This window comes from Blautia sp. MCC269, assembly GCF_018785655.1.
Classification (GTDB): Bacteria; Bacillota; Clostridia; order Lachnospirales; family Lachnospiraceae; genus Blautia_A.
Window position 1 is genome coordinate 26,160 of sequence record NZ_WQQE01000024.1, and the last position, 25,648, is coordinate 51,807.

General features: G+C 44.3%; 21 protein-coding genes and 1 riboswitch. Of the genes, 1 reads left to right on the plus strand and 20 read right to left on the minus strand.

Going from position 1 to position 25,648, the window contains the following annotated elements; all coding sequences use genetic code 11:
- Nucleotides 1–155: 155 nt before the first annotated feature.
- Nucleotides 156–1,232, minus strand: coding sequence for a LacI family DNA-binding transcriptional regulator (locus GPK88_RS08630; RefSeq protein WP_215707692.1), 1,077 nt, complete (start codon nucleotides 1,230–1,232; stop codon nucleotides 156–158).
- Between the two features lie 98 nt (nucleotides 1,233–1,330).
- Here GPK88_RS08630 and GPK88_RS08635 point away from each other — a divergent pair, with 98 nt between their 5' ends.
- Nucleotides 1,331–1,891, plus strand: a complete 561-nt coding sequence (locus GPK88_RS08635) for a substrate-binding domain-containing protein (RefSeq protein WP_330626645.1) — start codon at nucleotides 1,331–1,333, stop codon at nucleotides 1,889–1,891.
- Nucleotides 1,892–1,942: 51 nt separating this feature from the next.
- On the opposite strand, the gene GPK88_RS08640 is transcribed toward GPK88_RS08635, so the two are convergent.
- From GPK88_RS08640 to metK, 19 genes are all read right to left on the minus strand, one after another.
- Entirely contained in the window at nucleotides 1,943–3,259 is a 1,317-nt protein-coding gene (locus GPK88_RS08640) for an alpha-L-fucosidase (RefSeq protein WP_173771650.1), read from the minus strand.
- Between the two features lie 45 nt (nucleotides 3,260–3,304).
- Nucleotides 3,305–4,768 carry an alpha-L-fucosidase gene (locus tag GPK88_RS08645; protein WP_215707693.1) on the minus strand — a complete coding sequence of 488 codons (1,464 nt, stop codon included), beginning with the start codon at nucleotides 4,766–4,768 and terminating at the stop codon, nucleotides 3,305–3,307.
- Nucleotides 4,769–4,788: 20 nt separating this feature from the next.
- On the minus strand, nucleotides 4,789–6,036 hold the full coding sequence (locus GPK88_RS08650) for an alpha-L-fucosidase (protein WP_148445770.1): 1,248 nt from the start codon (nucleotides 6,034–6,036) through the stop codon (nucleotides 4,789–4,791).
- Nucleotides 6,037–6,083: 47 nt separating this feature from the next.
- Nucleotides 6,084–6,923: a carbohydrate ABC transporter permease gene (locus GPK88_RS08655; RefSeq protein ID WP_215707694.1), complete on the minus strand. Its 840-nt coding sequence runs from the start codon at nucleotides 6,921–6,923 to the stop codon at nucleotides 6,084–6,086.
- Between the two features lie 30 nt (nucleotides 6,924–6,953).
- Nucleotides 6,954–7,847, minus strand: coding sequence for a carbohydrate ABC transporter permease (locus tag GPK88_RS08660; RefSeq protein WP_215707695.1), 894 nt, complete (start codon nucleotides 7,845–7,847; stop codon nucleotides 6,954–6,956).
- Between the two features lie 98 nt (nucleotides 7,848–7,945).
- Nucleotides 7,946–9,277 carry an ABC transporter substrate-binding protein gene (locus GPK88_RS08665; RefSeq protein ID WP_215707696.1) on the minus strand — a complete coding sequence of 444 codons (1,332 nt, stop codon included), beginning with the start codon at nucleotides 9,275–9,277 and terminating at the stop codon, nucleotides 7,946–7,948.
- 422 nt (nucleotides 9,278–9,699) lie between these two features.
- Nucleotides 9,700–10,416: a lysophospholipid acyltransferase family protein gene (locus GPK88_RS08670; RefSeq protein WP_215707697.1), complete on the minus strand. Its 717-nt coding sequence runs from the start codon at nucleotides 10,414–10,416 to the stop codon at nucleotides 9,700–9,702.
- A gap of 22 nt (nucleotides 10,417–10,438) precedes the next feature.
- Nucleotides 10,439–11,068 carry a hypothetical protein gene (locus GPK88_RS08675; protein ID WP_252197723.1) on the minus strand — a complete coding sequence of 210 codons (630 nt, stop codon included), beginning with the start codon at nucleotides 11,066–11,068 and terminating at the stop codon, nucleotides 10,439–10,441.
- A gap of 15 nt (nucleotides 11,069–11,083) precedes the next feature.
- Entirely contained in the window at nucleotides 11,084–13,639 is a 2,556-nt protein-coding gene (gene gyrA / locus GPK88_RS08680) for a DNA gyrase subunit A (protein ID WP_173762183.1), read from the minus strand.
- Nucleotides 13,640–13,653: 14 nt separating this feature from the next.
- Nucleotides 13,654–15,579, minus strand: coding sequence for a DNA topoisomerase (ATP-hydrolyzing) subunit B (gene gyrB / locus GPK88_RS08685; protein ID WP_021976143.1), 1,926 nt, complete (start codon nucleotides 15,577–15,579; stop codon nucleotides 13,654–13,656).
- 225 nt (nucleotides 15,580–15,804) lie between these two features.
- Nucleotides 15,805–16,656: a 16S rRNA (cytidine(1402)-2'-O)-methyltransferase gene (rsmI, locus tag GPK88_RS08690; protein ID WP_173762182.1), complete on the minus strand. Its 852-nt coding sequence runs from the start codon at nucleotides 16,654–16,656 to the stop codon at nucleotides 15,805–15,807.
- 578 nt (nucleotides 16,657–17,234) lie between these two features.
- Nucleotides 17,235–17,975 carry a tRNA1(Val) (adenine(37)-N6)-methyltransferase gene (locus GPK88_RS08695; protein ID WP_148445756.1) on the minus strand — a complete coding sequence of 247 codons (741 nt, stop codon included), beginning with the start codon at nucleotides 17,973–17,975 and terminating at the stop codon, nucleotides 17,235–17,237.
- Entirely contained in the window at nucleotides 17,965–18,855 is an 891-nt protein-coding gene (locus tag GPK88_RS08700; protein WP_215707698.1) for a PSP1 domain-containing protein, read from the minus strand. Before GPK88_RS08700 ends, GPK88_RS08695 begins: the two co-directional genes overlap by 11 nt.
- Nucleotide 18,856: 1 nt before the next feature.
- Complete coding sequence (gene holB, locus GPK88_RS08705; RefSeq protein ID WP_148445752.1) at nucleotides 18,857–19,846, minus strand: DNA polymerase III subunit delta'; 990 nt, start codon at nucleotides 19,844–19,846, stop codon at nucleotides 18,857–18,859.
- 101 nt (nucleotides 19,847–19,947) lie between these two features.
- Nucleotides 19,948–20,535 (minus strand): nucleoside/nucleotide kinase family protein, encoded by a 588-nt coding sequence (locus GPK88_RS08710; protein WP_173771665.1) that lies wholly within the window; start codon nucleotides 20,533–20,535, stop codon nucleotides 19,948–19,950.
- 27 nt (nucleotides 20,536–20,562) lie between these two features.
- A complete protein-coding gene (locus GPK88_RS08715) occupies nucleotides 20,563–21,999 on the minus strand; it encodes an aminotransferase class I/II-fold pyridoxal phosphate-dependent enzyme (RefSeq protein WP_178004997.1) in 1,437 nt (478 codons plus the stop codon).
- Between the two features lie 112 nt (nucleotides 22,000–22,111).
- Entirely contained in the window at nucleotides 22,112–22,801 is a 690-nt protein-coding gene (locus GPK88_RS08720) for a response regulator transcription factor (RefSeq protein ID WP_148445746.1), read from the minus strand.
- Nucleotides 22,794–23,951 (minus strand): sensor histidine kinase, encoded by a 1,158-nt coding sequence (locus tag GPK88_RS08725; protein ID WP_173762177.1) that lies wholly within the window; start codon nucleotides 23,949–23,951, stop codon nucleotides 22,794–22,796. Before GPK88_RS08725 ends, GPK88_RS08720 begins: the two co-directional genes overlap by 8 nt.
- A gap of 150 nt (nucleotides 23,952–24,101) precedes the next feature.
- Nucleotides 24,102–25,289 carry a methionine adenosyltransferase gene (metK, locus tag GPK88_RS08730; protein WP_215707699.1) on the minus strand — a complete coding sequence of 396 codons (1,188 nt, stop codon included), beginning with the start codon at nucleotides 25,287–25,289 and terminating at the stop codon, nucleotides 24,102–24,104.
- An 86-nt stretch (nucleotides 25,290–25,375) separates the two neighbouring features.
- Nucleotides 25,376–25,477, minus strand: a riboswitch (SAM riboswitch).
- Between the last annotated feature and the right edge of the window lie 171 nt (nucleotides 25,478–25,648).

The following is a 25,648-nucleotide window of genomic DNA, read 5'->3' on the forward strand; positions in this document are numbered from 1 at the left end:
TTTTGTCACTGCTGCGACCTTCTGTAAACGTTATCCTGATTGAATACATTAAACCATATTATTCCCATTAATTAAATAGGAATATTTGAAAACGTTTTCACGCATATATTCTGTCAAAGCTGCAAATATTTCATATCTCATCATATCAGCAATCCTCAGATACAATAATCGCTCCACATACTGTCCTCCACACTGCTGCAGCTGTTCCGGATCACCAGCTTTCCTTCCAGTTCCATCCGCACAATGCCGGAATGTCCGCCCTTCAGCCGGTCCAGCAGCAGATACAGTGCGAATTTTCCCATATCCTCTTTCGGCAGACTTACCGTTGTCAGCATCGGCTTGGTAAACTGTGCTTCCTGGATATCATCGCTGGATATGATCGAAGGCATATAATACCGGTTCCGGAATTTATTCAGGCACTTCAGCATTCCGATGGCCGAAATGTCATTGGCACAGTAGATTCCTGTTGGCATATCGTCCGACTGGAGGAATTTTTCCATGGCTTCATAGCCCTCGGCCTCTGTCTGTTTCGTCTCAATAACATACTCAGGAATCACATCCAGATCATGCTTCTTCAGGGTTTCCAGATATCCATTGTACCGGTCTTCGCTGTGGCACTGACCAATATATCCGATATTTTTATGCCCCAGGGAAATCAGATATTCCACTGCCGCTGACGCGATCTTTTTTCCATCGCAAAGGACTTCATCCACTTCATAATTGGTAGAATTCCGGTTCACCGACACCACGCTCTTATATTTCTTATTCAGTTTTTTCAGGGCTTCCTTATTACATCTGCCTATGATGATCAGTCCGTCCCTCTTCCCGTCTACCTCGTCATACATTCCATCAACCAGCCGGTCCAGATTCTCCCTGCGGCACTTCCGGTCATCAGAAAATACCGACATATACCATACTTTGGAAAGGATGCAGTTTTTATCATGGATCTCACTTTCGATCACCCGGAGAAGCTCCGCAAAAAACGGATCGGTGGTGGAAGAATCGGTTCTTGTCATCAGAATATTGATGTACCAGGTTTTCTCCTGCTTCGCGGAAACACCTCTTTTCAGATTCCGGGCCGCCTCATTTGGCACATAATTCATCTCGATGGCTGTTTTCCATATCTTATCCCGGAGTCCGGGAATGGAACATTTATAATTGGGATTATTCAAAACCCGGGAAACCGTCGCCGGTGAAACCCCTGCCTTTTCTGCGATCTTCTTAATGGACATGTGCCTTTCCCCTCCCTCTGAAAAAATTTCTACTCACTGCCAGTCCAGTAAACCTCTCAAATCTATCTAAAACAGATAATTTTCCCATTCCTAATTTCATAGTAGCTAAATATGATTTATATGATAATAAGGCCGGTCTAAAAAGTCAATCTTATTTTGTGAAAACGTATTCTTTTTCGCTGTATCTGCACAGCCTTGAATCTATCAGCAGTTTTGACGAACGCAGAGATGGCTATTTTTCCGCCATGAAGCATTTTCATCTGGAGCTACCCCAGGACGACATCTACTATGTCCATTATTCTGAGGAAGAAAGTTACCAGGATATTTACCGGATTTTTAAAGATTCTCCAGTTCACTCAACTGCCTTTATCTGTGATGACGATACCATTGCCGCCGGTGCCTTAAGAGCGTTTCATATGCTTGGTTACAAAATCCCGGAAGACATTTCCCTGATTGGTTTTAATGACAGACCAAACGCATCGCTGACCCGGCCGTCGCTGACCACCATCAATGTTCCAAAAGGTGCATTTGGTACCGCTGCCGTTGATTCCATCATCAATCTCATCAGCAAAAAGCAGAACAACAACTGCTGGACCAGTTCCCTGAAAACCCGTATCGGAACACAGCTTGTCATCCGCGACTCTGTAAAAAAAATATAGACAAAAACAAGGGGAGGAATTTTCATTCCTCCCCTTATCTTATGATCTTAATTACAGTTTGTTAGTAAGTCCAACTATATACAGTTCTTTTCTGTACTCTGGAATCTTAACCAGAAGTCCCTCTTCTGTATCCGTTGTTTCTACTTTAACACTTGGATCGAATGGTCTCAGCTGTCCATGATAACCTTTGATCAGGAACTCATTTGCTCCCTCTTTCAGATGATCTGCAAACACATTGAGATTTCCCTCTTTCTGTGTATAATGCAGCTCAATTCCATTCTCCAGCATCTCAGATTCGCGGTCGCTGCAGCGTGTGCCATAAATACCATCATGGTTAACTTTCAGCCATGCGCCAAGAATCTTCAGTCTCTTTACCTGTTCTTCCGGAATGGTTCCGTCTGCTTTCGGTCCGATATTCAGAAGCAGGTTTCCGTTATTTGCAACAGTTCCTACCAGAAGTGAAATCAGATCCGGAACAGAAATCAGTTTGTCATCACCTTCATTGGCATTATAACCGAAGGATAATCCCATTCCACGGCACATTTCCCATTTCTCTTTTCGATTCACAGAACCAGATTTGTACTCCTTGGTAAGGAAGTCATGGTAACGGTCATTGAAACGGTCGTTTACTACACCTTCCGGCACTTTGTTATAATAATGTGCCAGGAAATATGGCATCATCTCTTCGCTCTGTTTCGGCCATCCGATGTCGTTCCAGAAAACGCTTGGTGCATAATCATCTACCAGCTCATTCATCTGGTTGTATGAATAATCTGCATATGCAAATGTCGGGCTGGCTGTTCCAAACAGATCATCATCCTCAAAAATAGGATCATTTGCATACTGCCAGTCAATCAGGCCTGAATAATACAGCCCCATACGAATACCTGCATCCCGGACAGCCTCTGTCAGCTCACCGGTAATATTTCTCTTCGGTCCCATTTCCACAGAGTTAAAGTGTGTATACTTACTTGGGAACAGGCAGAATCCATCATGATGCTTGGTTGTCAGAACAACATACTCTGCACCTGCTTCTTTGAAAATCTCTGCCCACTGTTTCGGATCCCAGTTTTCAGCTTTCCACATAGGAATAAAATCTTCATATTTGAAATCTTTTCCGTATTTCTCCATGTGATGCTCATATGTCGGGCCTTTTCCTATATTCAGGGAGTTATAATACCACTCTGCGTAAGGATTATCGGCAAACCACTCTTTAGAATCAACTTCTCCCAGTTCCCATGTATGTGGCGCAAAAGCCGGTACAGAATAAATTCCCCAGTGGATAAAAATTCCGAATTTACAGTCCTCATACCATTTTGGAACGGTATGTGTATTTACGGAGTTCCAGTTTCCCTTATATCTTTCCATAATACAGTCCCATATCCTCTCTGTCTGTTCAGACTTATTGTATTATCATTCAATTGTAATCTTTAATACAACCGGCATATCTCCTGGCTCGATAACTTTGCCACAGGAAATATCCAGCGTTTTGTTTCTTGAATAAGACGGATGAAGATCTGTTCCCAGAATCTCAATATCCTTAATGGAAGATTTCAGAAGTTTCATCTCATTTCCAAGGGATTTAATATGAATCTCTCCATCTTCCGGCCAGTGAAGCACGGTAGCATAAATATGATTGCTCTTACTTGTAAAACGGATATCCTCAGAAGTAAAATGCTTGTCATAAGTGTCTGTAAAATGTCCTTCCGGAACTACAGTTTGTCCCTCACCAAATACTTTCCAGTATCTGGTTCCATATATGGACTCACCATTTACTTTCAGCCATTTTCCCATCTCTCTCAGGATATGTGCATCCTCTTCCGGAATAGTTCCATCCGGTTTCGGTCCGATGTTCAGAAGAAGCGCACCGTTTTTGCTGACTACATCAACAAGATCCAGAACTACATCTGACGGCTTTTTGTAATCATTTCCAACAGTATAACCCCAGGAATTCTTTGCCACAGAGGTATCATTCTGCCACAGATCCGGTGTGATATGGTCTAACTGGCCTCTTTCCAGATCATTTACAGCACTGCCATAAACATATGCGTCAAATTTCGCATCAATAGCCGTTTCTTTTCCCCACTGTGCGGAACGGTTGTAATAGTATGCCGCAAATTTGCGGAGATACGGTTTCCATGCATACTGCTGAATCCACCAGTCAAAATATACGATGGAAGGCTGATATTTATCTACAATCTCACATGTACGGACAAGCCAGTCCTGCATATGCTCCTCTGAAGGAGGATTGTCATAAATGCTGCTGATATCTCTGCTGATTCCTGCTGCCGGTCCGTAAAGATCATCATACTCCGGATCATTGACATCCGATTCAGGAATCTGACGTCCGCCATTAAAGAACCAGTAATGCTCTGCTCTGTGAGTAGAAGCACCAAGTACCATTCCTTCTTTTTCAACTTCTGTTTTCAGTTCTCCGAGAATATCTCTCTTTGGTCCCATCTCTGCTGCATTCCAACGGCAGAGATCGCTGGCATACATCTGGAATCCATCGTGATGCTCAGCAACCGGAACAACAAATCTCGCTCCTGCTTCTTTAAAAAGCTCAGCCCATTCCTTCGGGTCAAATTTCTCTGCTTTGAACTGCGGAATAAAATCTTTATATCCAAATTTATCCAGAGTTCCGTATTTTTCTTCGTGATGCAAATTTTCTTTGGAGCCTTTTATGTACATATTTCTGGGATACCATTCATTTCCGAATGCCGGAACACTGTAAACACCCCAGTGGATAAAAATACCAAATTTGTCTCTTGCGTACCATTTCGGAGTGGGATGCTCGCAGAGCGAGTCCCACGTATCTGTATATGGTCCCTGTGCGATCACTTCATCAATCAGGGAAAGATATTCTTCTTTTTTCATCCCGTTATCCTCTTTTTATATCATCCTTTGATAGACTCAAAAATTGGTTCTTCTTCTACGAGCTCAAGGCATACGCAGTAGTTCTTCTCATTGTGAAGCTCTTCCGGAATCTCTACCTCAATCATTCCATCTCCCTCGCAGGATCTCAGAACTCTGTAATCAAGTTTCTGTCCGTTTCTTACCAGATATGCACCGGTAAGCTGGTTTCCAACGTTAAGGAGTTCAATACGGATTCTTGGAGAAAGAACATGTACATAAAGTTTATGCTCTCTTCTTGTAAACTCGATACCAGGAATATCATACGGATAAATACCAACTGTCTTGGTTCCGTAAATAGCTTCGCTGTTTTCTGTTACATATTTTCCAACTTCATTCAGTACTTCCACACATTTCTCCGGAACAACACCGTCTGCTGTCGGTCCTACGTTCAGAAGATAGTTTCCACCTCTGCTGATGATCTTCAGAAGGAGACTGATAATATGGTCTGCACTCTTCCAGTTTGTATCATATTTGTTAAATCCCCATGTATCATTTACAGTTGCAGGGATTTCCCATGGATCTTCGTATGGCAGTCTCGGGATAAAGTTATCTCCGGTTGTCATATAATCACCCATGTGGTTTCCTGTACGTCCACTGAGCAGGCAGTCCGGCTGAATGGATTTTACAAGATCAATCAGTTCCTGTGTCTGAGCTACTGTAATTCCCATCGGAGTATCGAACCAGATCAGGCTGATTTTTCCGTAGTTCTCAAGAAGCTCTTTTACCTGTGGTTTACATTTCTCATCGAGATATTTCTGGAAATCTTTTCCGGAGTTATCTTTATGAGCCATATATCCGTTTGGATCATCCCAGTCCTGAGCCTGTGAATAATAGAATCCCATACGAACATCATATTTTTCGCATGCAAGCTGCAGATCTTTCAGGATATCTTTTCCATAAGGAGTTGCTTTTACAACGTTGAAATCGCTGACTTTGGAATCATACATTGCAAAGCCTTCGTGATGTTTTGCTGTGAGAACAATGTATTTTACACCCCACTGCTCTTTCGCTCTCTTTACAAAAGCATCTGCATTAAACTGTGTCGGATTAAACTGCTCTGCAAGTTTCTCATACTCCTCTACCGGAATATCGAAGTTGTTCTCGATCCACTCTGCAATACGGTCCGTCTTTCTTCCTTTGTACTCACCTGCAAGGATGGAATACAGTCCCCAGTGAATAAATAAACCGTACTTTGCATCATCAAACCACTGCTGTCTTGTTTTTGCCATTTCTTAACCCTCCATATTATACATATAAATTTACATATGAATTTTTATCAACCTTTAACCGCTCCGGCAAGCATACCGGCTTCTACCTTCTCATGAAGAATCAGATAAATAATTAACATCGGAACCATAGACATGATTACGAATGCAAACTGCGGACCATAATTCGTAGTAAAGTTTGATGTAAAGTTAAGCATTGCTCTTGAAATTGTATATTTTGTACTGTCTGTAATCAGAATCAGTGAGAAAATCAGTTCACTGTATCCATAAATAAATACCAGAATTGCTTCTGTAGCAATAATCGGTTTACAAATCGGCAGCAAAATCTGAACAAGAATCCTCAGATCACCGCAGCCATCAATCTTAGCAGCCTCATCCAGTCCTTTATCAAGGCTGGAAATATATCCTGTAAACAAAAAAACTGCCTGTGAAAGATTAAACGCTGTATAAATTAAAATCAGGAACATATAGCTGTTTTTTGTTCCCAGTGCACTGGAAATTTTTGTTACAGAAACCAGGGTACAATGTACCGGGACCATAACACCTGCCATAAACAGGATATATACTGCTTTCAGATAGGAATAATTCTTACGTGCAATTGCATAAGCTCCAGGCATTGCAATAATAACAGTAACCGCCAGTGTGGCAATGGCTACAAACAGGGAATTACCAATTGCCTTAAATGCATTTGCCGCCCGGACAGCCTCCGGATAATTACCAAAGTTCCATACTTTAGGCCAGGAAAACATTCCAAGCAAAATCTCCTCATTTGTTTTCAGTGAAGAGAGAAATGTTACAATCAGTGGAAAAAATGTCACCATTGCCGCAAATATTGCAATGAAATACATAAGACCTTTTTTCAGGCCTCTCCAGAATCTATTTTTATTCATTGACATCATCATCCTTTCTTCTGTTACACATCAGTCTCTTTCTTTGAAGATCACGTTATTAAGCAATAATGATAGAATCAGTCCTAATACCAGAAGAATGATACTGATTGATCCGCTTCGTCCCATAAGCTTATACTGGAATCCCTGTGTATACAGAAGAACTGCGGGTGTAGCACTGGAATCCATAGGTCCTCCATTGGTCATAGCCCATACAATATCGAAAGCTTTCAGACATCCTGTGATACACAGTACTGAGAATACCATAAACATATTTTTACAAAGAGGTGCTGTGATATAAATGACCTTCTTAATTCCTGTACATCCGTCAAGGAGTGCTGCCTCATGAACATCATCCGGAATTGCTACAATGCCTGCTGCAAAGATCAGCATATTATAGCCTGCGTACATCCACTCATTTACCAGTACGACACACCAGATATTTACTGTAGGTGTTGCCAGCCAGTTTATGATCCATTCAGAATGTCCGATTGCTTTCAGGAACTGCGCAAGCACACCGAAGTTTGCATTCAGCATAAAAGACCACATAAGACCTACAGCTGTTGTTCCAAGCATAACTGGCATCAGATATGCTGCTTTAAAAAATTTAGTTCCTTTAAGCTTACTTGTTACAAGAAGCGCCAGTCCAAACGCAATTGGCATCAGAATGACAAAACCACCAATCACAAAATACAATGCATTCAGCATACTGTTCCAGAACTTGACACTTGTCAATGTTTTTATGTAATTCTGAAGTCCCACCCATTTTATCGGAGATCCACCGATTCCATTCCAGCTGTTCAGAGAAAGCCAGGCTGTATTGATAACCGGATAGATAACGAACACCAGTGTAATAATTACTCCCGGAAGTACAAAAAGCAGGGACTTAAGAAAAGCTTTTCTATATTTGGCTGATTTAAAAAACACGAACATCCCTCCTAAAATTTGAAGCGGCAGGCGTACCGAACATATATATTCCGCACTGCCCGCCGCTGTTTACATTCTCACTCTGTTATTCTGTTATCTTATTCATATTCAGCAATCAGATCTGTAATTGTTTTTCCTACTTCTTCGGAAGAATGTCCCATTGCAATACCCTGTAATGCCTGACGAACAGTATTGATCATATGAGTTGCACTATCATAGTTCTCAATATCGCCACGAACCTCTTTTGTTCCGGCAATAATCTCATTTGCCTCTGCTGTCAGATAATCACCGGCCTCTGTTGTTACGTTAACACTCATAGGTGCCGGATATCCTTCATAAAACGTATTAACAACATCTTCACTTGTCATATATTTCATGAAGAGAACAGATGCTGCAACCTCATCTGCATCGCCAGTATCAACAATGTAATAAGCTTCGTTTCCACCGCCCATATCGTGGAACTCATATTTTTCATCTACATATGGGAAACGAATTGCATGAACTTTCTGGCTGTCAAAAAGCTCAAGTGCATCATGATCTTCTGCACAGAACCATGTTCCCATGGTAATAAATGCACAACCGCCGGTATTAAAGATAGATCTCTCCTGACCATCATCGTTTCCAAGAAGATTTGTTCCAAGATAGCCTTTATCTACTGCATCTTTGATCATGTCATAGATCTTTTTCTCTTCTTCACCATCGTAAGAAATTTCACGACTTCCAAGTTTCTCAGCGATTTCGCAGCCATATGTCTTGTAGTTCAGTACGGAATGAAGATGTCCGAAACGGTAATCATCTTTCTCACCCATCTCAAATGGCTGTACCCCATTCTCTTTCAGTTTCGCACATGCATCCATCAGATCATCCCAGCTTTTAAGAGATGCAGGATCAATGCCATTTTCATTGAGGATATCTTCATTATAGAACAACATTACTTCATATGCAGACCAAGGTACACCATATGTTCCCTCAACTCCATACGCTGTATAATCTGTCATTCCGTCACCAATTGAGTTAAATCTTTCTTTCCACTCCGGATACTGCTCATAATACGGATCCATATCTACGATCAGATCTTCCTGTACATAACCTGCAACACGGGATCCGCCGTACTCTACAATAATATTTGGCATTGAGCTCTTATCTGCCATAAGAACAGATTCGGAATTCAACCACTCAGACTCTGTCGGAATATTAATACTCTCTACCTTAATCCCCGGATATTTTTTCATAAAACCATCTACGATGTTCTGATAGAGTGTTCCCGTTATGTCTGCTGCATCCCATCTGGTATGGAGAGTAATTGTCACGTCCTTATATTCTCTGTTTTCCACATCATAATCTGTATCGCCGTCTGCGGCCATAACTACACACCCTGTTGATGCTACCATTGCTGCTGCCAATACAGCTGCCAGTAGTTTTTTCTTCATTTTGTATCCCCCTTCTCTTTTACATTTTTTTGTTTCTTGCCCCAATACCTCACGAAAATTTTTCTGTATTTTTTTACGCGCGCACTTTTTTAACAGATATTTTTCGACGTTTTTTTATTTTTTACCTCCTTTTTCTTTTTTATTCGCTTTTAATATATGAGCATATATTACCATCAAACTTTTTAGTTGTACATACCCATTGTTTCACAATTTTCTCAATATTCTTTTATTTAATATGCACATGTTACTTTGTTATTTTTTATTATCATTATTCATTTTAACAGTTTTGCACTTCATCATGAAATATTGTTCTTTTATGTTTCTTATTTTCATTTATATATTTTTTCTGTTTTTTGCAAAAAAACCACTGCAGACATTTCATATCGCCGTCTGCAGTGGTTTTTACTACACTAACATATTTATTATTTTCGGATATTCTCTTCGATCACTTTTTCGATCCGTCTCTTCACTTCTTCTGCGAGCTCTGTGGTATGCATATCTTTGTATTCCTCATAATACATCGGAGGAAGGATATGCACCTGTACGGTGATCCTCTCTGTAGAGCCGGTATCAAAAGCCTTAAAGGAATCGATCAGTGCAACCGGAACGATCGGGCATTTCGTCTTGGTGGCAGTCTTGAAGCTGCCGCCCTTGAACGGCCCCGGATGATTTCCGTTTTTACTTCTGGTTCCCTCCGGAAAGATCAGATAATTACGACCAGCCTTCACTTCCCGTATTACATTGACAATGACCTGCATGGACTGCTTCAGGTCTTCCCTGTCAATGATAAAGGCCTTCATACAGGCAAAAACCTGCTTCAGGAATGGAATATCTCCCACTTCTTTCTTAGCTACCACAGAGAAAGGAACCGGGCAGGCTTTAATGATCGCCAGTACATCAAACAGTCCCTGGTGATTCGGAAAAAACATAAATCCGTTTTCCTTGGGGATGTTTTCCTGCCCATGCACATCAATATGGATATTTCCGCCTTCGATGGCATGCTCATCTACATGTCTCAGGAATGTGTATTTCTTCTCTTCCGGATAATCATCTGTATGCGCCGCATACCAGCAAAGTTTAATCCACCAGTAAGGAACAAAGATCAGATTCCTGATCACCATCAGCAAAATTCGCTTCATTCTTATGTCCTCCTGCCTGTTTTTATCCGTTCAGTTTACTTGCAATTTTGTCCTCATATCCCGGATTCTTTTTCAGAAAGACTTCGTAAGCCTTGGTATAGTCTGTATAAGTCTTGGTGGTCATAAATTTCTGATAGTCTGCCGCAGCCTGCTGGCTGATCTCATCTGAAATTTCCGCCGGCGAATACAGATAATATTTCTTATCCTGCACTTTCACAAGGTAAGTACTGATGCACGGATATTCCTGGTCATTCTGCAGTACAAGATTATAACGAATATAAACATACGTATAATTTTTACTCTCAGAAATGGCATCACAGCTGTCAATATTTACATCCTTTGCTCCATGAGCCTGAAAATATTTGACCGTGGATGAAATTTCTGTTTTCGCTTCATCAGAAATCTTATCCGTGCCATAACATTCCTGCATTTTTTTGTCCTTACCTGCTACCGCTGCCTTGATACAACCTTCCACAAGCCCTTCCGGGGTTCTGTGACTGATTCCCCCACAGCCTCTGACTGCCAGGATGATCACCAGCAGGATCAAAATGATACCTGCCAGTGTCGCCACATGGATAAAATTCAGATTTTTATTGGAATATTTCAGTTTCTTCACAGATTTTTTTCTGCGTTTCTTTTTTGTCGTCGTCATGACTTATCCTCGACCTTATTCTTCTTCACTGTCTGTGACAGCTTCATCTGCGGACTCTTCAATCTCGTTATCACTGATCTCACCGTCAGTTTTTTCAGAGTTTGTATCTGCCTCCGGGTCTTTATCTCTTACCTTGGCAATGCTTGCAACAGTTACACCATCTGTAAGATTGATCATCTTGACACCGGAAGTAATTCTTCCAAGAACTGAGATATCTGCGCACTGCAGACGGATGATAATACCCTCTGTTGTGATCATCATGATCTCGTTCTCTTCGTTGACAGCCTTGGCTCCGACAACGTTTCCGGTCTTTTCGGTGATCTTGTAACACTTCACACCTTTACCGCCACGGTTCTGGACGACGAACTCGCTCATTGCTGTACGTTTGCCCATTCCGTTCTCAGAAACTACCAGCAGATAATCTCCCTGGGTATTCAGCTGCATGGCAACAACTTCATCACCATCACCAAGGTTCATGCCTCTTACACCCATAGATGCACGGCCTGTGCTGCGGACATCGGTTTCCTTAAAGCGGATACACTGTCCGTACTTGGTCACAAGGATGATATCTTTATTATTATCGGTTGCCTTAACCTCGATCAGCTCATCGTCATCACGGAGAACAATGGCTGTAAGACCTGTCTTACGGACATTTTCGTAATCCTTGATCGGAGTTTTCTTTACAAGGCCCTTCTTGGTTGCCATCATCAGATAATGACCATCTTCGTACTTGCGAAGTGGAATCACAGCTGTGATCTTTTCTCCCGGTGCAAGCTGCAGCAGATTGATGATCGCAGTTCCTCTGGCTGTACGGCTGGCCTCCGGAATCTCATAAGCCTTCAGTCTGTATACACGTCCGGTATTGGTAAAGAACATGAGATAATGATGAGTTGTGGTCATCAGAAGTTCTTCGATATAGTCATCCTCAATGGTCTGCATACCCTTGATTCCTCTGCCGCCACGATTCTGGCTACGGAAGTTGTCAACCGTCATACGTTTAATATAACCAAGCCTGGTCATTGCGATCACAGTATTCTCTCTCGGGATCAGATCCTCTGTGGAAATATCGTATACATCGTATCCGATGGAAGTCTTTCTGTCATCGCCATATTTCTCTGCAATGGCAAGGATCTCCTCACGGATCACGCGGAGAAGAAGCTTACGGTCAGCAAGGATTGCCTGGAACTTGCGGATCTTCTCCATAAGCTCTGCATACTCGGCTTCCAGCTTCTCTCTTTCCAGACCTGTCAGTGCACGGAGACGCATATCCACGATAGCCTGAGCCTGAACATCTGTCAGCTCAAAACGATCAATCAGTTCCTGCTTGGCGATCTGTACGTTACGGGAACCACGAATGATGCTGATCACTTCATCGATATTATCAAGTGCTTTCAAGAGACCTTCCAAAATGTGGGCTCTCTCCTGGGCTTTATTGAGATCGTACTGTGTTCTTCTGCGGACAACGTTCTCCTGATGCTCCAGATAATACTCCAGCATCTCTTTCAGGTTCAGAACTTTCGGTTCCATGCTTCCATGATTCGGAACAAGAGAAAGCATGATCACACCAAAAGTATCCTGCAGCTGTGTATGTTTGTAGAGCAGATTCAGGATTACATTGGCATTGGCGTCTTTACGGAGATCGATACAGATACGCATACCCTCACGGCTGGAATGGTCGTTCAAGTCTGTGATTCCGTCGATCTTTTTGTCACGGACAAGCTCTGCGATCTTCTCGATGAGACGTGCCTTGTTTACAAGGTACGGAAGCTCGGTAACTACGATACGGGATTTACCGTTAGGCAAAGTCTCGATATTTGTTACGGCGCGGACACGGATCTTGCCACGTCCTGTACGATAAGCTTCCTCGATTCCACGTGTACCAAGGATCGTCGCTCCTGTAGGGAAGTCCGGACCTTTGACAATCTCAAGAAGCTCTTCCATCGCTGTCTCACGATCTTCTTCCACAATGTTATCAATGATCTTAACAACGGCATTAACCGTCTCACGAAGATTGTGAGGTGGAATGTTGGTTGCCATACCAACAGCGATACCGGTAGTACCATTTACCAGCAGATTCGGAAAACGTGCCGGAAGTACAACCGGCTCACGTTCTGTCTCATCAAAGTTCGGCTGGAAATCAACAGTATCTTTGTTGATGTCTGCAAGCATCTCCATGGAAATCTTGCTGAGACGTGCCTCTGTATATCGCATGGCAGCCGCACCGTCACCATCCACGGAACCAAAGTTTCCATGTCCGTCAACAAGCGGATATCTTGTTGACCATTCCTGGGCCATATTAACCAGCGCACCATAGATGGAGCTGTCACCATGAGGATGATACTTACCCATGGTATCACCGACAATACGCGCACATTTTCTGTGTGGCTTGTCAGGACCGTTATTCAGCTCGATCATGGAATACAGCACTCGGCGCTGTACCGGTTTCAGGCCGTCTCTTACATCCGGCAGAGCTCGTGAAGCGATAACACTCATGGCATAGTCGATGTAAGATTCTTTCATAGTTTTTTCCAAATCCACTTCGTGGACTTTGTCAAAAATATTATCTTCCATTCTTCTTTATTCTCCTAGATATCAAGGTTCTTAACGAATCTTGCATTTTCTTCGATAAATTCACGTCTTGGCTCTACCTTGTCTCCCATAAGAGTGGTAAATGTCAGATCGATCTCAGATGTGGCAGCCTCGTCCATGGTCACACGGAGAAGAATTCTCTTCTCAGGATCCATAGTAGTCTCCCAGAGCTGTTCCGCATCCATCTCACCCAGACCTTTATAACGCTGGATCTTATTGTTTCCATCACGTCCGATCTCGGTAAGGATATTGTTCAGTTCATCATCGTCGTATGCGTACCATACCTTCTTGTTCTTCTCTACTTTATAGAGAGGAGGCTGTGCCAGGTATACATATCCCTGCTTGATCAGCTCCGGCATGAAACGATACAGGAATGTCAGAAGCAGTGTGGCGATATGTGCACCGTCAACATCGGCATCGGTCATAATGATGATCTTATGATAACGAAGTTTGGAGATATCAAAATCCTCATGGATTCCGGTTCCAAAAGCAGTGATCATGGCCTTGATCTCTTTGTTTCCGTAAATCTTGTCCAGACGTGCTTTCTCAACGTTCAGGATCTTACCACGAAGTGGAAGGATCGCCTGTGTGGCACGGTTTCTCGCTGTCTTGGCGGAACCGCCCGCGGAATCTCCCTCTACGATGTAGATCTCGCAGTTCTCCGGATTCTTGTCAGAACAGTCTGCAAGTTTTCCAGGAAGAGACATGCTATCCAGTGCAGATTTTCTTCTTGTAAGGTCACGGGCCTTTCTGGCTGCTTCTCTGGCTCTCTGTGCAAGAACAGATTTCTCAACGGTAGCCTTGGCAACTGCCGGATTCTGCTCCAGGAAAATCTCCAGCTGCTTACTTACAACGCTGTCTACTGCACCTCTGGCCTCACTGTTTCCAAGTTTCTGCTTGGTCTGGCCCTCAAACTGCGGATTCTCGATCTTAACGCTGACAATGGCTGTCAGGCCCTCTCGGATATCATCACCGCTTAAGTTCGGCTCGCTGTCCTTAAGAAGCTTGTTCTTACGTGCATAATCATTGAATGTGTTCGTAATCGCATTACGGAAACCGGTAATGTGTGTACCGCCCTCCGGTGTATTGATATTATTTACAAAACCGTAAGTGTTCTCTGTATAGGAGTCATTATGCTGCAGCGCAACCTCTACAGATACGCCGTCCTTCTCACCCTCACAGTAAATAATCTCCGGGTAAAGAGCCTCTTTACTTCTGTTCAAATAACTTACAAACTCACGGATACCACCCTCATAATGGAATACCTTCTCGCGCTCCTGGCCCTCTCTCTTATCTTCCAGCACAATGCGAAGACCCTTGGTCAGGAAAGCCATCTCACGAAGTCTCTGTTTCAGGATATCGTAATCATAAACGGTCTCCTCAAAGATCTCCTTGTCCGGAAGGAAATAAACCTTCGTTCCGGAAAGCTCCGGATCACAGTCGCCTACAACCTTCAGCGGATACATGGTCTTGCCACGCTCATATCTCTGTTTATATTCTTTACCCTCGTGGTAGATAGTAACCTCCAGCCACTCGGAAAGTGCATTTACAACCGATGCACCAACACCGTGAAGACCACCGGAAACCTTATATCCTCCACCGCCGAACTTACCACCTGCGTGAAGAATGGTAAATACAACCTCAACTGCCGGAATACCAGCCTTATGATTGATGCCAACCGGGATACCACGGCCATTATCTGTAACGGTAATGGAATTATCCGGATTGATATCTACATGAATCTCCGTACAAAAACCAGCCAGTGCTTCATCCACTGCGTTATCTACGATCTCATATACGAGATGATGAAGTCCACGGCTGGATGTACTTCCGATATACATTCCAGGCCTCTTACGTACGGCTTCCAGTCCTTCCAGAATCTGGATCTGATCCGCGCCGTATTCTGTATTCTCTGCGCCCATGTCATTCCTCCTGTTCTTGTCTGTCCGGACGTGTTTGAAAATTCATTTCTGCAGAACCACAGTATTTCCATTTTGCAGAAAGCAATTCTCAAACCCGCTCCAGAAGTGTCATTTATACCTGTAAAATAAATGTTTTTTTACATACGAATACAGAGTTTATTATAGCACAAAAAAGCCTGTATTTCCACGCAAAATCATAGGAAATACAGGCAAAAAAGTATCTTATTAAATGCAATCCAGTAATGCCTTATAAATATCCCTCTTGGAAACACCCCGATCCTTAGCGGCAAGCTTCATCGCATCCTTCCTGGAGTTCCCCTGCTGCTCATACATCGCCACATGCTCCGCAATGGAAACCTCCTCCCAGGAAGCCCTCTTCTCCGCCTCCATCTCACTGCGGCTCCTGCCCTCAATCACAAGAACACACTCGCCCAGAGGCTTCTCATCTTTATAAAAATCCATCAGATCATCAATCGTTGTCCGAAACGCTGTCTCATGCTTCTTGGTCAGCTCCCTGCAAAGAGTCATCCTGCGGTTACCAAGTACCTCCCTGAGCTCGCCAAGAGTCCGTACAAGCCTGTGAGGCGCCTCATACAGGATAATAGTCCTCGTCTCACTGGAAAGCTCCTCCAGAATCGTTTTCCGTTCTTTCTTATCAGCCGGAAGAAACGCCTCAAATGCAAAACGCCGTGTATGCAAACCAGACAAAGTCAATGCCGTAATACAGGCAGCAGGCCCCGGCAGCGAAGTCACCTCGATCCCCGCCTCATAACACATGGCAGCAAGTTCCTCACCAGGATCCGAGATACCTGGAGTACCTGCATCTGTAATCAATGCAATATTTGTGCCCGAGAGCATTTTTTCCACGAGAACGTGACCCTTGTCGATCTTGTTATATTCATGATAACTGGTCATGGGGGTTTTTATGTCAAAATGATTTAAAAGTTTAATACTGTTGCGGGTGTCTTCCGCAGCGATTAAGTCCACTTCCCGAAGGGTTCTTAGGACTCGAAGGGTGATGTCTTCGAGGTTTCCTATGGGGGTGGCGCATAAGTATAGTTTTCCGTTTTGTTTCATATTTTCCTCTTTTCTCGCTTGACCGCGGGGGACTTTTTTCTCGCTTAACCGCGAGGGGATATGTCTCGCTTAACCGCGGGGATTTGTTTAAGTTTGGAAACTTTGAAAATCGCAAAGGGGCCGCAAAGCCGCGCCCCCTCTGCACACCCCTTGGGCTTTTTTTTAAGTAGTGCAAGGGATTCTTTGTTCTGATTTGTTGACTTGTGTCTGTATGCTTCGATACTCAGTGCTCTACTCTTTGCCGATATCGTTTATTTCTGCGTTTTCTCTGTGTTTCGCTTCTGGCGAAGTGCCTGTATGCTTCGGTACTTAATGCGCTACGCTGTGCCGATGCGTCACACTGCGATCTCCCGCTCTGAATCTCAGGTGAGGGGAGGCAGGCTGCTGGTGGTGACGTTAGCGGAACCCCCGTAGGGAGACGAGGATAGCTGCTGCCACCGAGAGCCTGTTTGAGCGAAGCGAGTTGGCTCGAATGGCAGCAAACCGGCGCCGCAGTCGAGTAGGGGGCGCAGCGTGTCACAACCAGCAGCCTGCCTCCCCTCGCCGTCCCTTCACCAACAGAAGTCCCACAGCAACCCTCACACCATCCGATACAACTCAAGAATATCCTTAGTATAAACCCCAGGCCTCTCATAAACCACCAGCGGCCTCTCAATCTGAATCCTGGAATTCCCGCCCTTACAGGCCTCAATCAACACCATATTCGGCTCCTTATCAATAAAAGGAAATACCAGCTGCATCCTCTTAGGCTCCAGCTTATACTTCGTCAAAGTCGCCATCAGCTCCACCAGCCGAAACGGCCTGTGCACCAGAAAAAACCTCCCCCGGTCCTTCAGAACCCGGGCAGCCTGACAAGCCACATCATCAAACGTGCAAAGAATCTCATGCCTCGCAATCGCCTTAGGAACATGCGGATTCGTCAACCCATGCTGCCCGATCATATACGGCGGATTACACGTCACCACATCAAAAGAAGCCGCCCCAAAAATCCCGGCAGCCTCCTTGATATCACCTTCAACGATCCGAACCCTGTCTTCAAGACCATTATATCTCACACTACGGTCAGCCATCTCCGCACACTCATGCTGGATCTCCAGCCCCGTAAAATGCTCCCCATCCGTACGGTCAGAAAGCAAAATCGGAATAATCCCGGTACCAGTCCCCATATCCAGCGCAACTTCACCCTTCTTCACCCGGGCAAAACCAGACAACAGAACAGCATCCATTCCAAAGCAGAACTTCTTCGGATCCTGGATCACAAACAACCCATTCTGAAGATCATCCACACGCTCACCGCATTTAACAAGATCACTTCTCATTCGGTTTCAAATCTCCCTTTTTACCCTCTTTCTCCTCGTGGTCAGCTCCACCCTTACCCTTTTTCTTCTTAGGGCGGAACTTCAGATCACGAACCGGAAACTCCTGGATCTCCTTCTCATCGTTCACATCCACAACAATCTTAACCATCTGACGGAGAACATTCACACTCTGCACCGTACCCGTAGTACCCTGCGGTGTCGTCACCACATCACCAATACCCGGAAGATTACGGTTCAGTTCCTCATAAGTCTCCTGCTCATTTTTAAGGCAGCACATCAGACGGCCGCAGACACCGGAAATCTTCGTCTGATTCAGAGAAAGATTCTGCTCCTTCGCCATCTTAATAGAAACCGGTGCAAACTCAGAAAGATACGTATGGCAGCAAAGCGTCCTTCCACAGATACCAATACCACCAAGAATCTTTGTCTCATCACGGACACCGATCTGGCGAAGCTCAATCCTTGTCTTAAACACAGACGCCAGATCCTTAACAAGCTGACGGAAATCAATACGTCCATCCGCTGTAAAGTAAAACAGCACCTTGTTATTATCAAACGTATACTCCGCATCAATCAGCTTCATCTCAAGCCCATGCTCACGGATCTTTTTTTTGCAGATCTTAAAAGCCTCTTTCTCCTTCACGCGGTTCTCAGCCTCATGTTCCTCGTCCTCTTTTGTCGCAACACGAAGAACCTCTTTCAGTGGATGAACCACCTCGTCCTCCTTCACACTGCGCGGATCCAGAACAACCCGGCCATATTCCACACCACGGGCAGTCTCCACGATCACATGATCGCCGACTTTTACCTTATAGTTTTTAGGATTAAAATAATAAATCTTACCAACGTTACGAAATCTAACTCCAACTACCATTTCCATTCTATTTCTCCCTAATTGTCAGGAACAGGAGCTCCAGGGCAAGTTCGAGATTAACATTGGCACGGAGACGCACCTTGGTCTTCTCCAGTGCCTCAAGGATTTTTTCGATATTCTCATAAGAACGCTCGCTGGCCTGCTCTCTGATAAAATTAATCTCCTGTTTAAAAACCAGGTTGTCAATTTCTCTTGTTGCCTTAAACATCAGAACATCGCGGAACCAGAACTGAAAAATATCCAGGTAATCATTGATATTGTTCTTATTCGCTGTCAGAGTCTTGATTGCCTCTGTCAGCTCATAAACTTCCATGGTATTGGCATATTTCAAAATCTTCAGTGCATTGGCAGTCATATCCGCAAACTCCTGGGAAGTAGCGGCCTCCTTCGCTTTACCAATGCTGCCCTGTGCATAGGACGCATCAATCTCAGCCTGATAATCTGGCACCTGAAGATGCTCCATCAGATATTTTTTTACAAGACCATCATCCACCACTTTCAGATCCAGACGCACACATCTGGAACGGATGGTAGGAAGAAGGCTGTCGATATTGCTGGTCAGCAACAAGATCACCGCATATTCCGGCGGCTCCTCAATTGTTTTCAAAATGGCATTCTGCGCCTGTACTGTCATCATCTCCGCATCTGGAATAATATAAATCTTATACGGACTGCAATACGGCTTGATATCCACATCATGGACAACCTGATCTCTCACCTCGTCAATGCTGATGCTACCAGGTTTCTCATGAGTCACTGTGATAATATCCGGATGATTCTTGCCGATCACCTTCTTACAGGAATCACAGGTCATACATGGTTCAGACTCTCCTGATTCGCACTGAAGTGCTGCCGCAAAAGTTCCCGCAAGAAGCTTCTTGCCAGAACCTGCTTCTCCTGTAAAAATATAAGAGTGGGATACCTTCCCTGTCTCTATCGCATTCTTTAAATGCCTGATTATATCGTCATGGCCGATGATGTCATGAAATCCTGCCATAAGAATCACCTCTTTCTGCCTTTTGTGTCCTCCGTCATATCCGGCGGACATCTTTCAACTAATTATAACATAATCTTCCGTATAAAAAAAACTATTTTTCCCTATTGTACAGATTTTATATAATTTACGATTTCCTTCACACATTCATCCAGATTATGATTCCGAAATCGCTTCCATATACCAGCTTTCAGAATATTTTCTTCAGAAAAATCATTCTGATCCGCCAGAAAACGTCTGCACATCTCCTCGTACTTCGGCACTTCCTGCGTTTTTTCCCGGGCAAGGGCACGTTCCAGACGCTCCCCGTCCTCCACTTCTATATAAACCGGCCAGATAACCTCATTGCCATAATACTCCCGGAGACGCATATAAGACTCCAGCGTACCAATACCAAGGTAACTGTCATTTCCTACAGAAACCTGTCCGTCATCCGCTGTAAAATATGTCCACGGGCCATAAACCGTCTGATAGGTACGTGCCTCTATCAGCTTCCCGTTTCTTCGAAACTCTTTCAGTTTATTCTTATCTGTAAAAAAATATTCTCTTCCGTTCTTTTCTCCATCACGGATCGGACGGGTCGTATAAATCACAAGCCGTTTAAGCCCCAGTTCCTGGTTTTCTTCCAGCTGCCTGTAAATACTGTCCTTACCGGAAGAGCTTTTTCCCATAATGTAAAAAATCTTTCCCATTTATCTCCTCTGCTGCCATACGCCTGTTTACTCATTCTTCACAACGCATACAGTCTCACTTGTCTGGTCACTCAGGCCCTGTACCTCAAAGCCCTGTTCCAGGTATCTTCTCACATTTTTTACGAAATGTCCAGAAATCTGTTCCCCCGGAACAATCAGCGGAATTCCTGGCGGATAAAGATATGCAAATTCTGCAGAAGTCCGCCCGATGCACTCAGCCAGCGGATATCGTTCATTCTCTGCATCCATCGCCTCAGAAATACGCATCATCTGCTTCATCTTTCCGTTTTTTACAGGCTCCTGTTCCACAACCTCTTTTCTGTACTTTAACGATTCCCGGCGGTCGATCTCTTCAACCGCTTCGCAAAGTCTCTCAAACCCTTCCGCCGTGTCTCCCACAGCAGCCAGTGCCAGAACATAATTCTCCGCCTCCATCTCCATTTCCAGATGGAACTCCTCCCGGAGAATCTGATGCAGCTGCCTTCCGTTCAGTGAGCTGTCCACTGTGGAAAGCAGAAGCTTGGATCTGTCGAAATCAAAAACCCTCTGGCACTCACAGGCCTGCGGAGTCACCAGCCGGATATATTTACACTTTCCAAGACGCTCCCGGGCTTTTTCCAGATTCTCTGTAAATACCCGGAACATCTCATCGCCCTCACGCTCCAGCTTATCCATGCAGGCATCAATACTGCTCATCAGAACATAGGACGGACTGCTGCTCTGGTAAATTCCCAGAAAACGTATCAGCTTTTCCCGGCTCACCCGGTCACTGCAAAGATGGATCACACCTGTCTGTGTCAGACAGGGCAAAGTTTTATGCACACTGTTGATCACCACATCTGCGCCAAGTTCCGCCGCAGAAACCGGAAAATAATCCGAAAAGTGAAAATGTGCTCCATGGGCTTCATCCACGATCAGCGGAATACCATGATTATGGACAACCTCCGCAATCCGCGCCACATCCGACACGATCCCGTCATAGGTCGGGGATGTGATCAGCACCGCTTCAATCTCCGGATTCTCTGCCAGGTACATTTCCACACGGCTCGGTGAGATTCCGCCGTTTATCCCCAGTCTGGGATCCTCATGTGGATAAATATATGTAGCCCCCAGATCTCTTAAATAAATTGCATGGTAAACCGCCTTATGACAATTCCGTGCGATCAGGATCTGGCCTCCCTTACCCACAGCCGCAGACACCGCAGCCAGAATCGCCCCGGAACTTCCATTAATACTGTAAAAACTCTCCGGCACACCATAGAGCCTGGCAACATCCTCCTGGGCCCTTTTCAGGAGATCCTCCGCATGATGCAGATTATCGAATCCGTTAATCTCCGTAATATCTCTCTCCACCGGAAAATCTCCGTCCACAGCCAGCGGATTGCGCTTATGTCCGGGCATATGAAACGGGTAAAAATCACTTCTGCCGTATGACTCCAGTTTTTTATACAATCTTTCTTCCATAATTCTCCTTTTTCAGCCAAACATTAAAGCGTTCATGTAATAATAAAGAGGGACTATCCTTAAACGATATTCCCCCTCTTTATCCTCATCGTATCTGTAATCCGATATTTTCTCACACCTTAAACCGGTATCCCACACCCCAGATTGTCTCAATATACTGAGGCTTGGCAGTATTAAACTCAATCTTTTCACGGATCTTCTTAATATGCACCGTCACAGTAGCGATATCACCCACAGATTCCATATCCCAGATTTCACGGAAAAGTTCCTCTTTCGTAAATACCCTGTTGGGATTTTCAGCTAGGAATGTCAGAAGATCAAACTCTTTGGTGGTAAATGTCGTCTCATCGCCATTGACCCATACACGTCTTGCCGTCTTATCAATCTTAATACCACGAATTTCAATCACATCATTCTTGTGCACATTGGAACCAACCAGACGGTTATAACGCTCCATATGCGCCTTCACACGGGCAACCAGCTCACTTGGACTGAACGGCTTGGTCATATAATCATCTGCGCCAAGACCAAGTCCACGAATCTTATCAATGTCGTCCTTCTTTGCGGAAACCATGATGATCGGTGTATTTTTCTCCTCACGGACCTGTCGGCAAATGTCGAAACCGTCCACCTCCGGAAGCATCAGATCCAGAATAATCAGATCAAATTCTTCTTTCATGGCACGTACAAGACCGGTATCTCCACGGTTCTCAATCTCCACCTCAAAACCGGAAAGCTCCAGATAGTCCTTCTCCAGATCTGCAATCGCTTCCTCATCTTCTATGATCAAAATTCTACTCATTCATCGGTACCTCCTGATATTTTCTAAGGACAAAATACATAATCGTTCCGATTCCCAGCCGGCTCGTTGCCCAGACCTTTCCGCCGTGATCCTCCATGATCTTCTTTACGATGGAAAGTCCGATACCGCTTCCTCCCTTGGAAGAATTTCTGGAAACATCGGTACGGTAAAAACGGTCAAAAATATACGGCAGATCCTTGGCGGCAATTCCCTTGCCGTTATCCTCGATCTCCACCTGAATAAAATCACCCACATCCTTCACACGAAGCTGAATGATCCCCTTAGGCTTCTCCATATATTTAATGGCATTGCTCACAATATTATGAATCACACGGCGGATCTGCTCTCCATCCGCAATCACCTGGACATCTTTCTCCACATAATTGGCATACACAAGTTCAATCCCCCTGGTCTCCATCTCAAGTCCAAGTTCCTCTGCACAGTCCGAAAAATAATCCTCCACATTCAGCTTGCTGAACGTATACGGAATACGGTTGGTATCAATCTTGGAATAAAATGTCAGCTCATTAATCAGATGATCCATCTCATTGGTTTTATTATAAATGGTACGTACATAGCGATCCATCTTCTCCGGGGTATCCGCCACACCATCCATAATGCCTTCCACATAGCCCTTCACTGCAGTAATCGGAGTCTTCAGGTCATGGGAAATATTACTGATCAGTTCCTTGTTCTCTTTATCCATCAGGATCTTCTCTTCCGTGGACTCCTTTAGCCGTTTACGCATCTCCTCAAAATCCTGGCAAAGCTGGGAAAATTCATCCTTTCCCTCAACCTCCAGCACAAAATCCAGATTGCCTTCTTTAATGTTCTGGGTTGCCTTCTTAAGCTTCACCAGAGGAACTGCAATACTCCGATAAATCCACAGTCCCACAGACAGTGCGGTAAAAACAAGAATGATCGTTGCGGTCAGAATCATATCCTTGGCCATCAGCTTCACCTGGCTGCTGGAAGACTGCGCCAGGGAAATATCGTAGATCATCTGATTCGAATCTGAAGCCTGGCTGCTGCTCTCCTGTACATGTTTCGCCTGCGTCTGGCTGAACCCATAAAGACTCGCGGAAAAAAGAAGCAGCGGCAGCAGGATGATCGCAACGAAGCCCACAATAATACGTGTTTTTAACTTCATCTATATCTCCGTCCTTTATTTTGTAAAGCATTCACACACGTATTATAACATAAACTATATTACCCATCTCTAAATTTTCTATAAAAAAGCCCCCGGTACTGACACTACCGGGGGCTTCAATCTTTGTTCTTTTGGAACTATTATTATCTCTTACAGATATTTCTTCAGAGTCTCAACCTTGTCCAGATGCTCCCATGGAAGGTCAACATCTGTACGACCAAAATGACCATAAGCTGCTGTCTGTTTGTAGATCGGACGGCGAAGGTCAAGCATCTTGATGATACCAGCCGGACGAAGATCAAAGTTCTCACGAACGATCTCAACAAGCTTGGTCTCAGAAAGTTTACCGGTTCCGAAAGTATTCACACTGACAGATGTCGGATGAGCAACACCGATCGCATAGGAAAGCTGGATCTCGCACTTGTCAGCAAGACCTGCTGCAACGATATTCTTTGCAACATAACGGGCAGCATAAGCAGCAGAACGGTCAACCTTTGTGCAGTCCTTACCGGAGAAAGCACCGCCGCCATGACGGCCTGTTCCACCGTAGGTATCAACGATGATCTTACGTCCTGTCAGACCACTGTCACCGTGAGGTCCACCAATTACGAAACGGCCTGTCGGATTGATGAAATATTTGGTATCAGCATCAACCATATCAGCCGGGATAATTGCATCAAAAACATATTTCTTAATGTCCTCATGGATCTGCTCCTGAGTAACATCCGGGTCATGCTGTGTAGAGCATACAACCGCATCGATTCTCTTCGGTTTGCCAGCCTCATCATACTCAACGGTAACCTGAGTTTTTCCATCTGGTCTTAAGTATTTCAGAGTACCGTCTTTACGAACCTTTGTCAGCTGCTGAGCCAGCTTATGTGCCATGTTGATGGCATATGGCATATACTCCTCAGTCTCATTGGTAGCATAACCGAACTGAAGACCCTGGTCACCGGCACCGATGGAATCCAGTTCGTCCTCATTCATATCGTCCTCTTTCTGCTCAAGAGCCTTGTCAACACCCATAGCGATATCTGTGGACTGTTTGTCAAGAGCTGTGATCACTGCACAGGTATCTGCATCAAAACCATACTCTGCATTGTCATATCCGATCTCGCGGATAGTATCACGAACGATCTTCTGGATATCAACGTTAGCCTTTGTTGTGATCTCACCCATAACAAGTACAAGACCCGTAGTAGTAGCAGTCTCGCATGCAACACGGCTCATAGGATCCTGCTCCATCATAGCGTCAAGGATGGCATCGGAAATAGAGTCGCAGACTTTGTCAGGATGTCCTTCAGTTACAGATTCAGATGTAAATAAAATTTTCTCCATGTTTTTCTCCTTTTGTATCAAAACAACGGTTATAGACATAAAAAACAGCCCGTACAATCCGGACTGTTTAAATTCTGTAAACAATCCTCTTATTGTTCGATTGCTCGCTCAGGTTGGCACCTTCCAGAATACTCCGGGGTTGCCGTGGCTTCTCAGATCCTTTGTATCTCCACCACTCTGAATAAAAGGCTATCTTTTATAAAATTACTGCAACACATACAATATACTTCTCATCCCTAAATGTCAAGAAATTTTTTCTGCAAAATTCTCTTTTGATAACTATAAATGAGCAAATCCAAAATATTGCACAAAAGAAAGACACCCTCTGTAGAAGGATGTATAATTGAAGTACCAACAAA

Excerpts from the sequence above, each read along its gene's own strand:
- GPK88_RS08665 (WP_215707696.1), bottom strand. The coding sequence starts at position 9,277 with ATGAAGAAAAAACTACTGGCAGCTGTATTGGCAGCAGCAATGGTAGCA.
- GPK88_RS08645 (WP_215707693.1), bottom strand. The coding sequence starts at position 4,768 with ATGAAAAAAGAAGAATATCTTTCCCTGATTGATGAAGTGATCGCACAG.
- GPK88_RS08650 (WP_148445770.1), bottom strand. The coding sequence starts at position 6,036 with ATGGCAAAAACAAGACAGCAGTGGTTTGATGATGCAAAGTACGGTTTA.
- GPK88_RS08675 (WP_252197723.1), bottom strand. The coding sequence starts at position 11,068 with ATGACGACGACAAAAAAGAAACGCAGAAAAAAATCTGTGAAGAAACTG.
- gyrB (WP_021976143.1), bottom strand. The coding sequence starts at position 15,579 with ATGGGCGCAGAGAATACAGAATACGGCGCGGATCAGATCCAGATTCTG.
- GPK88_RS08720 (WP_148445746.1), bottom strand. The coding sequence starts at position 22,801 with ATGAGTAGAATTTTGATCATAGAAGATGAGGAAGCGATTGCAGATCTG.
- rsmI (WP_173762182.1), bottom strand. The coding sequence starts at position 16,656 with ATGAAACAAAACGGAAAACTATACTTATGCGCCACCCCCATAGGAAAC.
- GPK88_RS08630 (WP_215707692.1), bottom strand. The coding sequence starts at position 1,232 with ATGTCCATTAAGAAGATCGCAGAAAAGGCAGGGGTTTCACCGGCGACG.
- GPK88_RS08640 (WP_173771650.1), bottom strand. The coding sequence starts at position 3,259 with ATGGAAAGATATAAGGGAAACTGGAACTCCGTAAATACACATACCGTT.
- GPK88_RS08710 (WP_173771665.1), bottom strand. The coding sequence starts at position 20,535 with ATGGGAAAGATTTTTTACATTATGGGAAAAAGCTCTTCCGGTAAGGAC.
- GPK88_RS08725 (WP_173762177.1), bottom strand. The coding sequence starts at position 23,951 with ATGAAGTTAAAAACACGTATTATTGTGGGCTTCGTTGCGATCATCCTG.
- GPK88_RS08715 (WP_178004997.1), bottom strand. The coding sequence starts at position 21,999 with ATGGAAGAAAGATTGTATAAAAAACTGGAGTCATACGGCAGAAGTGAT.
- GPK88_RS08700 (WP_215707698.1), bottom strand. The coding sequence starts at position 18,855 with ATGGAAATGGTAGTTGGAGTTAGATTTCGTAACGTTGGTAAGATTTAT.
- GPK88_RS08670 (WP_215707697.1), bottom strand. The coding sequence starts at position 10,416 with ATGAAGCGAATTTTGCTGATGGTGATCAGGAATCTGATCTTTGTTCCT.
- gyrA (WP_173762183.1), bottom strand. The coding sequence starts at position 13,639 with ATGGAAGATAATATTTTTGACAAAGTCCACGAAGTGGATTTGGAAAAA.
- GPK88_RS08655 (WP_215707694.1), bottom strand. The coding sequence starts at position 6,923 with ATGAATAAAAATAGATTCTGGAGAGGCCTGAAAAAAGGTCTTATGTAT.
- metK (WP_215707699.1), bottom strand. The coding sequence starts at position 25,289 with ATGGAGAAAATTTTATTTACATCTGAATCTGTAACTGAAGGACATCCT.
- holB (WP_148445752.1), bottom strand. The coding sequence starts at position 19,846 with ATGGCAGGATTTCATGACATCATCGGCCATGACGATATAATCAGGCAT.
- GPK88_RS08695 (WP_148445756.1), bottom strand. The coding sequence starts at position 17,975 with ATGAGAAGTGATCTTGTTAAATGCGGTGAGCGTGTGGATGATCTTCAG.